The following is a 12,450-nucleotide window of genomic DNA, read 5'->3' as shown; positions in this document are numbered from 1 at the left end:
CGCGAAGGCGGTGTGTCAGTAAATATCTTCATACCTGATACAACGCATTCGCGAGCAGGCTCGCTCCCACAGTGGAATTTCATTTCAAGTGACGGAAACTTTGGAACGCTGAAATCAGCACCACTGCCCCCGCCGCAATCGCCAGCCAGAATCCGCTGCGCGCGCCAAACGCATCCACCAGCGCGCCGGAACCGGCGGCGCCGATCGCCACGCCGATGCTCAGCCCGGTCACCAGCCAGGTCAGGCCTTCGGTGAGTTTTGCAGGTGGCACGATGCGTTCGATCAGCGCCATCGCCACAATCAGCGTCGGTGAAAAGAACAGCCCGGCGATAAATACCGCGATCGACAAGCCAAGGATGTTGCTCGCCAAAAGCAGCGGCAGCGTGGTCACCGCCGTCGCCACGCCGCCGTAGAGAAACAGGCGCGGCAAAGGCAGTTTCGAACGCATCGCACCGAAGGCGATGCCGGCCAGGCATGAGCCGATCGCGTACACCGACAAAACAATACTCGCCGCTGCCGGCTGCCCCTGATGTTGAGCGAAAGCGACGCTGACCACATCGATGACTCCGACGATCACGCCCATCGCCAGCATCAACGCCAGCAGCCATTGCACGTCGGTCGAGCGAATGATCGAGCCCTGATGCTGCGACTCCTGCGCGTGCACCGGTGGTTCGGTGCTGCGCTGGGCGACAAACGCCGTCACGCCGATGGCCAGGGCCAGCAGCGCCGCCAGCGGCCCGGCCTCGGGAAACACCGCGACCGACAAGCCCACCGACAGCGGCGGCCCGACGATAAAACACACTTCGTCGAGCACCGACTCCAGCGCATACGCCGTCTGCAATTGCGGCTGGCCACGATAGATCTCGGTCCAGCGCGCCCGCACCATCGCCGACATGCTCGGCATGCACCCGGCCAGCGCGGCGAACACGAACAACGTCCAGTCCGGCGCCTGCAAACGCGTGCACAGCAGCAACATCAATAACCCGCCGCCACCGGTCAGCGCTGCGATCGGCAGCACCCGCCCCTGCCCGTAGCGGTCAACCAGTCGCGATACCTGCGGCGCGCAAAACGCCGTGGCCAAAGCAAACGTCGCCGCCACCGCACCCGCCAGCGCATAACCGCCGTTCAACTGCGCAAGCATGGTGATGAGGCCGATGCCGGTCATGGAAATCGGCATGCGCGCCAGCATCCCGGCCAGCACAAACGCACGGGCACCGGGGGCGGTGAACAATTCGCGGTAGGGATTTGCCATCGATTGCAGCCTCATCAGGGGCGGCCAAGTTGCCATAGCCTTGAATGCCGTGGAAGCGCGCAATTGTTAGCGGTCTGTGAAGGCCCCTTCGCTCGCACATTCGAAATGCCGTCCCCTGTGGGAGCGAGCCTGCTCGCGAAGGGGCCAGCGCATCACCGCACCCAGCAAATGAACTCTCAGCGTCTGTCATCAGTCAGCTACTTAAGTCTCTGGAACCAAGGCGCGAATCGTCATGCAGATTTCCCTCGCTCATCAGGTGGCGCTGGTCACGGGCGCCAGCTCCGGCATCGGCCATGCCGCCGCCAAAGCACTCGCTGCGGCCGGCGCTGCGGTCGTGATCAACTACAACAGCAGCGCCGAACCCGCCGAAGAACTGGCTGCACAGATCAACGCTGAGGGCGGCAAGGCCCTCGCTATCGGCGCCGATGTCTCGAAAGAAGAAGAGGTCGAAAGGCTGTTCAAAGAGACCGTCGAAGCCTTCGGCTCGCTGGATATTCTGGTGGCCAATTCCGGCCTGCAAAAAGACGCTGCCGCCGTGGACATGACGCTCGACGACTGGAACACGGTGATCGGCGTCAACCTCACCGGGCAGTTCCTCTGCGCACGGGCGGCGTTGCGGATTTTCCAGCGTCAGGGCTTGCGCGAAGGCGTGTCGCGCGCGGCGGGCAAGATCATTCACATGAGTTCGGTGCACCAGCGCATTCCATGGGCCGGGCATGTCAATTACGCGGCGTCCAAGGGCGGCGTCGATCAGTTGATGCAGAGCCTCGCCCAGGAAGTCAGCCACCAGCGCATCCGTATCAACAGTATCGCGCCCGGTGCGATCAGCACGGCCATCAACACAGAAGCCACTGAAGGCGCGGCCGGCGACAAACTTCTTGAGCTGATTCCCTACGGGCGCATTGGCGATGTCGAGGACGTTGCCAACGCAGTGGTTTTCCTCGCTTCCGACCTGTCCGATTACATCGTCGGCACCACCCTGTTCATCGATGGCGGGATGAGCCTCTATCCGGAGTTTCGCGGCAATGGCTGAGCCTGAAATGGAACAACAAAGTCCCATCGGTGCCCACGGCATCATCGGCGACATGCGCAGCGCCGCACTGGTCAATGACAAGGGCAGCGTGGATTTTTTCTGCTGGCCGGAGTTCGACAGCCCGACGATCTTCTGCTCGCTGCTCGACACCCCGCAAGCAGGGATTTTCCAGCTCGCGCCAGACTTGCCGGATGCGCGCCGGGAACAGATTTATCTGCCCGACACCAACGTCTTGCAGACCCGTTGGCTAAGCGAACACGCAGTGGTGGAAATCACCGATCTGTTGCCCATCGGTGACGATGTCGACGCCCTGCCGCTGCTGATGCGCCGGGTGCGCGTGGTCAGCGGCTCGGCGACGTTCAACCTGCGTTGCGCGGTACGCCACGACTATGGTCGCGCCGACACCCGGGCAGAGATCAACGCACAGGACGTGACGTTCCACGCTGCGGGTCAGCCATCGCTGCGCCTGGCTTCAGATCAAACCCTGCAGATCGATGCACAAGCGGCCGTCGCGCAATTCACCCTCGAGCACAATGAAACCGCCGCGTTCATGCTCGGTGGCAGCGACGACCCACGCTTTGCCGAAGGCGCCGCCGAGTTGTGCATGGAGCGCACCCTCAAATACTGGCGGGGCTGGATCGGCCAATCCAACTATCGCGGGCGCTGGCGGGAAATCGTCAATCGCTCCGCCCTCGCCCTGAAACTGCTGACCTCACGCCGCCACGGTGCAATCCTCGCCGCTGCCACCTTCGGCCTGCCGGAAACCCCCTGCGGTGAACGCAACTGGGATTACCGCTACACGTGGATCCGCGACGCTTCGTTCACGGTTTACGCGTTCATGCGCCTGGGCTTTGTCGATGAAGCCAACCACTACATGCAATGGCTGCGCGGGCGAGTCAGCGATTGCTGCGGCAAACCGATGAAACTCAACATCCTCTATGCCATCGACGGCCAGCAGGAATTGCCGGAAACCGAACTCACGCACCTGTCCGGTCACGGCGGCGCGCAACCGGTGCGGATCGGCAATGGTGCCTACGATCAGGTCCAACTGGACATCTTCGGCGAGCTGATGGACGCCGTGTATCTGGTCAACAAGTACGGTGATGCGATTTCCCACGAAGGCTGGCGGCACGTCGGCGAAGTGGTCGATCAGGTCTGCGAAAACTGGCAGAGCGAAGATGTCGGCATTTGGGAAATGCGCGGTGAAACCCATCATTTCCTGCACTCGCGGCTGATGTGCTGGGTGGCGCTGGACCGGGCGATCCGTCTGGCTTCCAAGCGTTCGCTGCCGGCGCCGTTCGCCCGTTGGGATAACACCCGGCAAGCGATCTACACCGACATCTGGGACAACTTCTGGAACGAAGAACGCGGGCATTTCGTTCAGTACAAGGGTGGTACCGCACTGGATGGCTCGATGCTGCTGATGCCGCTGGTGCGCTTCGTCAGCGCCAAGGATCCGCGCTGGCTGTCGACCCTCGAAGCGATCGAAAAAACCCTGGTGCGCGACGGCATGGTCTATCGCTATCGCAACGAAGACGCCAACATCGATGGCCTCAGTGGCACCGAAGGCGCGTTCGCCGCGTGTTCGTTCTGGTACGTCGAATGCCTGGCCCGCGCCGGCCAGGTGGAAAAAGCCCACCTGGAGTTCGAGCAATTGCTGCGATATGCCAACCCGCTTGGGCTGTACGCCGAAGAGTTCGACAGCCATGGCCGGCATCTGGGCAACACGCCGCAAGCGCTGACGCATCTGGCGTTGATCAGTGCAGCGAGTTTTCTTGACCGCAAGCTGAGTGGCGAGAAGAGTTCCTGGCAGCCATAGCGATGTTTTTTCGTCAGCGCATGTCAGACCGATCCCTGACTGGACGGGATTTTTCCACAACGGGCCTGCCCGCCAGCCAACGGCAACAGGCCCATACCCAACGTGAAACCTGCACGGCGGTTATGTCTGGCGACAGTCTGTGTAAAAACTGCTCCTACATACGCCACACACGTTACGTTGAAACGCTTCCCGCAACGTACGCTTACACGGCGAAATACCTTGTTGCCAGCCGTTACATCCACACCTACCATCCAACGCAACGGGCACAGCGGAGCTGTCCAACCACACCCGAATTCAAGGAACCGGAATGCCTCACCACGTCCAGCGCAGCATCGCCTCCCCTCTTCGCAGCGGACTGACTCGCACCCAGCTCTGGGAAGCCGCCGACAAAGGCCTGATCAAATGTTGGGAAATCGGCCGCCAGCGCGCCGAACGCTTTCCCGAACTGGCCCAGCGCTGCCTGGCCGGTGAATTGCCGGTGCTGGGCTGGAAGGGTGGCGTCAGTCGCAGCCTGAAGAAAAACGAGAAGTACGGCTCACTGAAATATCTGGCGCAGTGGCAGGGTCTGCGCGGTGAGGATCTGGATATTGATCTGGCGCAGGAGCGTTCGCTGATGTGTTCGCGGACGAAGATGAAGGTGACGTTTACGCCGGATCGGACGAAGTATTTCAATCAGATCGCGGAGCTTGAGGCTTAGCCGTGCGGAAGTCCGGGCGGTAGCAATCCGGGTACAGGGCACAGACGCCGTACTGGGCGTCCAGATCGGCCATGTGCTGGTAGAACTGCTCGATTTCCCAAAACGTTTCATCCGCAACGGTCATCAGGTAGAAGTAACTGAGCTGATGGTCATTGGGCAGCACCAATGGAAACTCTGCCAGCGCGTCCATCCTCGGGGCATTGGCCAGCGCCGCGAGCATTGACGTCGGTGCCAGGGATAATTGCTCGAAGTACTTCTGCTTGTATGCCGCCAGACCGATGGCTTCACCTTTTGCTCTGGCATCGATAAGTTGCGCAAGGTTTGCACGGCGCTGCTCCCAGTACGCCGCCGGCAGGTCTACATTCATTTGTTGCTTATGGCTGGCCAATGCCTCATCGGCGCTGAGCTGGCGTTGCGGTTCGCCCGGCACGGTAGCGGATCGTGCGTCCAACTCCTTGAAGGACAGCATGATCGTCGACTTGGCAAACATGCGCTCCATCAGTTCACGGCGCTGCGGGGTGTCCGGCAATGCCGGTGGCGGCGATGCGCAACCGGTCAGCATCACGACAAGTGCCAACATAACAAGCAGCGTTTTGAGTGACATGTATCGTCCTTGAAGCCAGTCGACAGAATGAGCTGCGCAGTCTATCCGATGGTCTAGGGTTTGGAAGACGTTTGCACGGAGTTGACAGTCATGATTCAGTCAGTCCTTACGCCTTTTCTGACCATTGCCTACGAACAGCACGGTCCGAACAACGGCGCCCCGGTGATTCTGCTCCACGGCTTCCCCTATTCCCCGCGCGCCTTCGACGAAGTCGCCCCGGCGCTGGCCGCGCGAGGCTACCGCGTCATCGTGCCGTACTTGCGCGGTTACGGGCCGACCCGGTTCAACAGTGCGCAAACCCTGCGCTCCGGCCAGCAAGCTGCGATGGCGCAGGACTTGCTCGATCTGATGGATGCGCTGGGTATCGAACAGGCCATGCTTTGCGGGTATGACTGGGGCGGTCGGGCGGCGTGTATTGTCGCGGCGTTGTTTCCGGCGCGAGTGCGCGGGCTGGTCAGCGGCGACGGCTACCTCGTGCAGGACATCGCCCATGCGAACCAGCCGTTGGACCCGGAAGACGAGCATCGGCTCTGGTATCAGTACTATTTCCACACGCCGCGTGGCGTCGAGGGCCTTAAGCAGAATCGCCGGGAGTTGTGTCAGCTGCTTTGGCGGCTGTGGTCGCCGACATGGGCGCGTAAGGACGAACGCTACCCGCTGACCGCTGACGCTTTTGATAATCCTGATTTTGTCGACGTGGTGATTCATTCCTATCGGCATCGCTTCGGATACGCCCCGGGCGATCCAGCCCTGGAGTGGATGGAGGAAGCGCTGGCCACACAGCCGGTGATCAGCGTGCCGAGCATTTCGCTGTGCGGTGGCGATGATGGCGTCGGCCCGCCTTCGCTGATTGATGAAGATGCCGAGCATTTCAGCGGCTTCTATGAGCGGCGAGTGCTGGCGGGTGTCGGCCACAACATTCCCGAAGAAGCGCCGCAGGAAACCCTCAAGGCGATACTGGATCTGTTGCAACGCTAACCGAAAACCGCTCGCGATAAGCCTGCGGTGTCACGCCAATCGCTCGCAGAAAACTGCGCCGCAGTGTTTCCTCACTGCCAAAGCCGCAATTGGCGGCGATGCGTTTGATCGGCAAACCGGTATCGCTGAGCAGTCGTCGAGCGGTTTCGACGCGGATCAATTCGATCGCCCGCGCCGGGGTCTGGCCGGTGTCGGCGCGGTAGTGGCGGATGAAGCTGCGTTCGCTCATGCCGGCCTGTTCGGCGAGAGTCGGGATGCCGAGGTCGCAGGTCAGGTTCTCGGCGATCCAGGCGTGCAGTTCATCGAAGCGGTTGCCCTGTTGTTGCAGCGACAGCGTCACGCTGAATTGCGACTGCCCGCCCGGGCGCTTCAGGAAGACGACCAAGTGCCGGGCGACGTCGAGGGCGATGTCGCGGCCGAGGTCTTCTTCGACCATGGCCAACGCCAGATCGATGCCTGCCGTGACACCGGCGGAAGTCCACACCGGGCCGTCGTTGATGAAAATCGGATTGGCTTCGACGCGCAGATTCGGATGCTGCGCGGCCAGTTGCTCGCAGCGCGTCCAGTGGGTGACCACGCGGCGGCCATCGAGCCAGCCGCTGGCCGCGAGCAGAAAGGCCCCGGTGCACACCGAAGCCACGCGCCGGCAATGAGTGCCGTGCTCGCGCACCCAGTCGACCAGTTGCGAGTCTTCGGCGGCGGGATAAATGCCCCAGCCACCGGCGATGATCAGGGTGTCGCTGGGCGTTTGCGGCAACGGCTCGGCGAGCACCGCCAACCCCGCCGATGACATCACCGCCCCGCCACCGCTGGCAATCACGCTCGGCGCATAGGGCGTCGGCATGCCGCGCTGGCGAGCCAGATCGTTGGCCGAGGCGAACACCTGCAACGGCCCGGTGACATCAAGAATCTGCATGTTGGCAAACGCGAGAACGTGAATGGCTTTAGGCATTTGGCGTAATTCGTGGGGTGATTGGCGTATGCGCCAGAACCTACGCGCCTACAGTACAGTCGTCCACTTCTTTCAACGGAGCAAGAACGATGACGCTGCAGATCGGTTTTCTGTTATTCCCGCAGGTCCAGCAACTCGACCTCACCGGCCCTTATGACGTACTCGCCTCGTTGCCCGGCGTGCAGGTGCACCTGATCTGGAAGGACCTGATGCCGGTGACGGCCAGCACCGGCCTGCTGCTGAAACCGACTACGACCTTTGAGGATTGCCCGGATCTGGACGTAATCTGCGTGCCCGGCGGCAGTGGCGTCGGGCCGCTGATGGAAGATCAGCAGACGCTGGATTTCATCAAACGCCAGGCCGCCCAGGCACGTTACGTGACCTCGGTGTGCACCGGCTCGCTGGTGCTCGGCGCTGCTGGGCTACTGAAGGGCAAGCGCGCGACTACGCACTGGGCGTATCACCAGTTGCTGCCGACGCTGGGCGCGATTGCGGTGAAGGATCGGGTGGTACGCGACGGCAATCTGTTTACCGGTGGCGGAATCACTGCTGGGATCGATTTCGCCTTGGTGCTGGCGGCGGAACTGGTCGATGCCGATACGGCGCAACTGGTGCAGTTGCAACTGGAATATGCCCCGGCACCGCCGTTCAACGCCGGCAGTCCGGAGGTGGCGCCAAGTGCGGTGGTCGATGAAGCGCGGTTGCGCGCGGCGCCTTCGTTGAAGTTGCGTACGGAGATTACCGAGCGCGCGGCGGCCAAACTGGGCCTGCGCTGATATCCCAGCCAATCACAACCCTTGTATGAGCTGCCGCAGGCTGCGATCTTTTGATCTGATCGTTCCCACGCTCTGCGTGGGAATGCAGCCGGGGACGCTCCGCGTCCCACAGGCTCAAGATCGCAGCCTTCGGCAGCTCCTACACGTCGATCCCAAGTTATTCGCCGCGCTTCTCACTCTCCTTCACTTGTCCCACTTCCCTCGCCCGTGTAGAAAGCCCCTTCCAGAAATCTCGCACAAGGACTTTCCATGAAGGCGCTGCCCTGGCTTTATCTCGCGCTGCTCGGCCTCGGTTACGGACTGGCCCTGAGCTACGGCCAACTCGGTTGGCTGGCGTTGATCTCCGTCGGGCTTTTGCTGTTCGCCGCATTCGCCGTGCGTCAGCAAGAGGTGCCGTTCGCGCGTTGGCTCGGCCATGGCCTGTTCATCGTTCTGGCCGTGGCACTGGCGCTGCACTGGCTGCCGGGCTTCGCCAACGGCCGGGTGATCAATCCGCAACGTTTCACTGACAACGCCGTGCCGTTCGCGATGTACCTCAATCTCGACAAACCGCTGGTGGGCTTCTGGCTGCTGCTGGTCTGTCCATGGATTGTCGCGCGGCGTTCGTTGCGCCTGACGGTCTATGCCACTGCCCTCGCCCTGACGCTGTGCGCGATTCTCGCCCTTGGCGGCGCATTGTTGCTCGGCGTAATCGCCTGGGCGCCGAAGTGGCCGGATCAGGCCTGGCTGTGGGTGGTGAACAACCTGTTGCTGGTGACGCTGGTCGAGGAAGCGCTGTTTCGCGGCTATATACAGGGCGGACTCAGCCGTCGCCTCAAGCACCTGCCCTACGGCGACAACCTCGCGCTGCTGTTGGCCTCGCTGCTGTTTGGTCTGGTGCATGCCGGCGCTGGCTGGACCTGGGTGTTGCTGGCGGGACTGGCCGGGGTCGGCTATGGTCTGGCCTACCGTTTTGGCGGACTGGGCGCGGCGATCGCCACCCATTTCGGCCTGAACCTGCTGCACTTCGGCTTGTTCACCTATCCGATGCTGGCCAGTTGACGCAAGCGCGGTTTTGCGACGGCGTACTTAAATCTGAAAAAAAACTTCAATAAAAACCTGTCGGCGCCGACAACCATTCAAAGCCTTGCGGATTGAAAAACCATGCGTAACAACCAGCCCATTACACAACGCGAGCGGACCTTTCCAGCTCAGCAACGGTTGATTTCCACCACCGATGCCAAGGGCGTGATCACCTACTGCAACGACGACTTTGTCGAGATCAGCGGGTTTTCGCGGGAGGAACTGATCCGGGCGCCGCACAATCTGGTCCGTCACCCTGACGTGCCGTCGGCGGTGTTCTCGCACATGTGGGGCACACTGAAACAAGGCTTGCCATGGATGGGCATCGTCAAGAATCGCTGCAAATCCGGTGACCACTATTGGGTTAACGCCTATGTAACACCGGTGTTCGAAGGCAATCAGGTGATCGGTTACGAGTCGGTGCGCGTCAAGCCCACCGCCGAACAGATCCGCCGCGCCGAAGCGCTCTACCAACGCATCAACCAGGGCAAGTCGGCGATTCCTTCGACGGACAAATGGCTGCCGCTCCTGCAGGACTGGCTGCCGTTCATTCTGGTCAGCCAGCTGAGCTTCATGATCGGCGCGACGCTGAACTCGCATTGGGGCTTCGCCCTCGCCGCCGGTTTGTCGGTGCCGCTGGGCCTGATGGGCCTGCAATGGCAGCAACGCGGGCTCAAGCGCCTGCTGCGCCTGGCCGAACAGACCACCTCCGACCCGCTGATCGCGCAGATGTACACCGACAGCCGTGGCGCGCAGGCGCGTCTGGAAATGTCGATCCTCAGCCAGGAAGCACGCCTGAAAACCTGCCTGACCCGCTTGCAGGACACCGCCGAGCACCTGACCGATCAGGCCAAGCAGTCCGACGCCCTGGCGCACAACAGCTCGACCGGCCTGGAACGCCAGCGCGTGGAAACCGAACAGGTCGCCACCGCCGTCAACCAGATGGCCGCCACCACCCAGGAAGTCGCCAGCCACGTACAGCGCACCGCTGACGCCACCCAGGAAGCCAACCGCCTGACCGGCCGCGGCCGCGACATCGCCGGCGAAACCCGCGAAGCGATCCAGCGCCTGTCGGTGGTCGTCGGCGAAACCGGCCTGACCGTGACGCAACTGGCCAAGGACAGCGACGAAATCGGCGGCGTGGTCGACGTGATCAAAGGCATCGCCGACCAGACCAACCTGCTCGCCCTCAACGCCGCCATCGAGGCTGCGCGTGCCGGCGAAATGGGCCGAGGTTTTGCGGTCGTGGCTGACGAAGTCCGTCAACTGGCGCAACGCACCAGCGAATCCACCGGGCAGATCCATGCCCTGATCGCCAAGTTGCAACAGACCGCCTCCAGCGCCGTGCAGACCATGGAAGCCGGCCATCGCCAGGCCGAAGAAGGCGTGGCGCGGGTCCTGGAAGCGGATCAGGCACTGGTCGGCATCAGCGAAGCGGTGGCCAACATCACCGACATGACAACGCAGATCGCCGCCGCGACCGAAGAGCAAAGTGCCGTGGCTGAAGAGATCAGCCGTAACATCAGCAATATTTCGGAACTGGCGGATCAGACCTCGGAACAGGCGCATAACTCGGCGTTGCTGAGTGAAGAGCTGACGAAGACGGCAAACACCCAGTATTCGTTGGTGGCGCGGTTTAACCGCTGATTGGATGGCTGGAATGAAAAAACCCGGATGGCGTGAGCTTTCCGGGTTTTTTGTTGCTTGCTGAAAATGACGGTGTCCGGTAGAGCGCTTTCGCGAGCAGGCTCGCTCCCACATTGGATGAGGTACAGCCGTGAGGAATTGGTCGGCTCGAAGACCGCCATCGCGAACAGGCTCACTCCTAAATTGGATCTGCGGTGATCACAGATTACGTGCCCGACACCAATCCCCTGTGGGAGCGAGCCTGCTCGCGAAGAGGCCATAAAAGCCAGCGAAATTACTGAGGCAACTTCAGCTTATCCAGCAGTCGATTGACCAACAGTTCGTTGAGCATGATCACCTGTTGCAGCGCCAGCAGTGGTTTGCGTTCGGGGCCGCCTATCGAGTTGGCGATGTTACCGGCCATGGCATGCGCGTATGAAAGCGACTCGCAGGCCTCGACCAACAGGGTTTCGTCATCCAGCGTGGGGTCCACGACATAGATCGGGCGATATTTTGGAGAGCTTGGTGGAGCGGCCAGATCTTCGGGTTTGAGGTAGTAATCGAGGGCGCGGTCGGTGGCTTCCTGGATTTTTTGCGGGTCGAGGGCGCGGTCGTGGGGGGGTGGCGGGTTGGGGGTTACTTTGAACATGATGAAACTCCTATCGCAGACTGAAGGAGCCATCACCTTCGCTACCAAACGAGGGTGGCGGCCATACGCGGGTTGGTAGACCGGCTGCAATAGGAACCCGGCGCCCGCGAACGAGCCCCACGCATGACCACCATATAAACCGAGCCCCCAAAAAAAGGACGGTCTGAAGGCGTAGACATACGGCCATTACAGACGGGCTACCAAACCCGATCACTGCTTTTTGTCAGTGATCGAGAAACGATATAGCCAACCTCATAGCCGCGTAAGCCGGCGGATTCTGGCGTAGGCGTAGGCAATGGCGCAAGAAGTTGTAGCCGGGATGGCGTAACGGATCGTGTAGTTTAAACGTGGGAATTTGATGATGTTTAACTGCAGGGATTGCCTCTGACAGGCAGGTGGCTTGATGTCGTCTGGAAGGGAGCTTTCGCGAGCAGGCTCGCTCCCACATTTGGATCGGGTACATCAGTGAGGGATTGGTCGGCTTGGAGGTCGCCATCGCTGGCAAGCCAGCTCGCACAGGGATTTGGTCCAAAAGGTAGAGATTGGTCGGCTGTCAGGCCGCCTTCGCGAGCAAGCTCGCTCCCACAGAAAAGCAAAGCAGCGCAGCTGCCCGCGGCGAAGCCGCCCCACTCACAATGAGCGCAAGCTCGAGTGCTCTTGATCTTGATCCACCGGCGACGTCGGAAGGCTGAGTGGAGGGACTGATCCGGGCGTGGGAGCGCAGCGACCGTTCGACGCAGTCGAACACAGCGGAAGGAGGTGCAGCGAAGCAAACCGGAGCCGCTGCGCCCGGATCAGTCCCGGAGCGAAGGAACCCGAGCCTGCGAGGGCCGAACGTAGGAGCTAGCGTTTTTTGCTTACTTTTTTAGGCGCTTCGGTGCGTGTCAACGTATCTGTCGCTTCACGGCTGTTTTAGGAGTCTATTACGCCCTTGTTTCAGGGCGCTCTGGATTCAGGTAAACAGCGTTTGCGAGTTTCCAATTACGTACTTCGCCGCTCCAA

General features: G+C 61.4%; 11 protein-coding genes. 7 read left to right on the top strand and 4 right to left on the bottom strand.

Features of this window, described 5'->3' with window-relative positions; all coding sequences use genetic code 11:
- Positions 1-79 precede the first annotated feature (79 nt).
- Entirely contained in the window at positions 80-1,252 is a 1,173-nt protein-coding gene (locus tag QMX86_RS24740) for an MFS transporter (RefSeq protein WP_071171619.1), read from the bottom strand.
- A 232-nt stretch (positions 1,253-1,484) separates the two neighbouring features.
- Between QMX86_RS24740 and QMX86_RS24735 the strand changes: the two genes are divergently transcribed.
- The 3 genes from QMX86_RS24735 to QMX86_RS24725 all read left to right on the top strand — a co-directional run bounded on the left by QMX86_RS24735 (position 1,485) and on the right by QMX86_RS24725 (position 4,801).
- Positions 1,485-2,285 carry a glucose 1-dehydrogenase gene (locus tag QMX86_RS24735; protein ID WP_071171618.1) on the top strand — a complete coding sequence of 267 codons (801 nt, stop codon included), beginning with the start codon at positions 1,485-1,487 and terminating at the stop codon, positions 2,283-2,285.
- Positions 2,278-4,104, top strand: coding sequence for a glycoside hydrolase family 15 protein (locus tag QMX86_RS24730; RefSeq protein WP_282386527.1), 1,827 nt, complete (start codon positions 2,278-2,280; stop codon positions 4,102-4,104). Before QMX86_RS24735 ends, QMX86_RS24730 begins: the two co-directional genes overlap by 8 nt.
- Before the next feature lie 307 nt (positions 4,105-4,411).
- On the top strand, positions 4,412-4,801 hold the full coding sequence (locus QMX86_RS24725; RefSeq protein ID WP_130928540.1) for a hypothetical protein: 390 nt from the start codon (positions 4,412-4,414) through the stop codon (positions 4,799-4,801).
- Here the strand turns inward: QMX86_RS24725 and QMX86_RS24720 are convergent.
- On the bottom strand, positions 4,773-5,381 hold the full coding sequence (locus QMX86_RS24720; protein ID WP_241664637.1) for a hypothetical protein: 609 nt from the start codon (positions 5,379-5,381) through the stop codon (positions 4,773-4,775). The genes QMX86_RS24725 and QMX86_RS24720 overlap by 29 nt on opposite strands.
- Before the next feature lie 114 nt (positions 5,382-5,495).
- Between QMX86_RS24720 and QMX86_RS24715 the strand changes: the two genes are divergently transcribed.
- Entirely contained in the window at positions 5,496-6,383 is an 888-nt protein-coding gene (locus QMX86_RS24715; protein WP_110647028.1) for an alpha/beta hydrolase, read from the top strand.
- On the opposite strand, the gene QMX86_RS24710 is transcribed toward QMX86_RS24715, so the two are convergent.
- Positions 6,352-7,335: a GlxA family transcriptional regulator gene (locus QMX86_RS24710; RefSeq protein ID WP_282386524.1), complete on the bottom strand. Its 984-nt coding sequence runs from the start codon at positions 7,333-7,335 to the stop codon at positions 6,352-6,354. The two genes, QMX86_RS24715 and QMX86_RS24710, sit on opposite strands and share 32 nt — an antisense overlap.
- Before the next feature lie 89 nt (positions 7,336-7,424).
- Here QMX86_RS24710 and inhA point away from each other — a divergent pair, with 89 nt between their 5' ends.
- The 3 genes from inhA (at position 7,425) to QMX86_RS24695 (ending at position 10,820) form a co-directional block, all read left to right on the top strand.
- Positions 7,425-8,111, top strand: coding sequence for an isonitrile hydratase (gene inhA, locus QMX86_RS24705; protein ID WP_273528489.1), 687 nt, complete (start codon positions 7,425-7,427; stop codon positions 8,109-8,111).
- 249 nt (positions 8,112-8,360) lie between these two features.
- A complete protein-coding gene (locus QMX86_RS24700; RefSeq protein ID WP_282386523.1) occupies positions 8,361-9,152 on the top strand; it encodes a CPBP family intramembrane glutamic endopeptidase in 792 nt (263 codons plus the stop codon).
- Between the two features lie 102 nt (positions 9,153-9,254).
- Positions 9,255-10,820, top strand: a complete 1,566-nt coding sequence (locus tag QMX86_RS24695; protein ID WP_073474028.1) for a PAS domain-containing methyl-accepting chemotaxis protein — start codon at positions 9,255-9,257, stop codon at positions 10,818-10,820.
- 274 nt (positions 10,821-11,094) lie between these two features.
- Here QMX86_RS24695 and QMX86_RS24690 read toward each other — a convergent pair whose 3' ends face one another.
- Complete coding sequence (locus tag QMX86_RS24690; RefSeq protein ID WP_041479078.1) at positions 11,095-11,448, bottom strand: hypothetical protein; 354 nt, start codon at positions 11,446-11,448, stop codon at positions 11,095-11,097.
- Positions 11,449-12,450 lie beyond the last annotated feature (1,002 nt).

Origin of the sequence: Pseudomonas sp. PS01270 (assembly GCF_029959775.1) — a bacterium.
Classification (GTDB): Bacteria; Pseudomonadota; Gammaproteobacteria; order Pseudomonadales; family Pseudomonadaceae; genus Aquipseudomonas; species Aquipseudomonas atacamensis.
The sequence above is the reverse complement of the archived record's forward strand: the minus strand, read 5'-3'. Positions and strand labels throughout refer to the sequence as shown.

Excerpts from the sequence above, each read along its gene's own strand:
- QMX86_RS24740 (WP_071171619.1), bottom strand. The coding sequence starts at position 1,252 with ATGGCAAATCCCTACCGCGAATTGTTCACCGCCCCCGGTGCCCGTGCG.
- QMX86_RS24735 (WP_071171618.1), top strand. The coding sequence starts at position 1,485 with ATGCAGATTTCCCTCGCTCATCAGGTGGCGCTGGTCACGGGCGCCAGC.
- QMX86_RS24730 (WP_282386527.1), top strand. The coding sequence starts at position 2,278 with ATGGCTGAGCCTGAAATGGAACAACAAAGTCCCATCGGTGCCCACGGC.
- QMX86_RS24725 (WP_130928540.1), top strand. The coding sequence starts at position 4,412 with ATGCCTCACCACGTCCAGCGCAGCATCGCCTCCCCTCTTCGCAGCGGA.
- QMX86_RS24720 (WP_241664637.1), bottom strand. The coding sequence starts at position 5,381 with ATGTTGGCACTTGTCGTGATGCTGACCGGTTGCGCATCGCCGCCACCG.
- QMX86_RS24715 (WP_110647028.1), top strand. The coding sequence starts at position 5,496 with ATGATTCAGTCAGTCCTTACGCCTTTTCTGACCATTGCCTACGAACAG.
- QMX86_RS24710 (WP_282386524.1), bottom strand. The coding sequence starts at position 7,335 with ATGCCTAAAGCCATTCACGTTCTCGCGTTTGCCAACATGCAGATTCTT.
- inhA (WP_273528489.1), top strand. The coding sequence starts at position 7,425 with ATGACGCTGCAGATCGGTTTTCTGTTATTCCCGCAGGTCCAGCAACTC.
- QMX86_RS24700 (WP_282386523.1), top strand. The coding sequence starts at position 8,361 with ATGAAGGCGCTGCCCTGGCTTTATCTCGCGCTGCTCGGCCTCGGTTAC.
- QMX86_RS24695 (WP_073474028.1), top strand. The coding sequence starts at position 9,255 with ATGCGTAACAACCAGCCCATTACACAACGCGAGCGGACCTTTCCAGCT.
- QMX86_RS24690 (WP_041479078.1), bottom strand. The coding sequence starts at position 11,448 with ATGTTCAAAGTAACCCCCAACCCGCCACCCCCCCACGACCGCGCCCTC.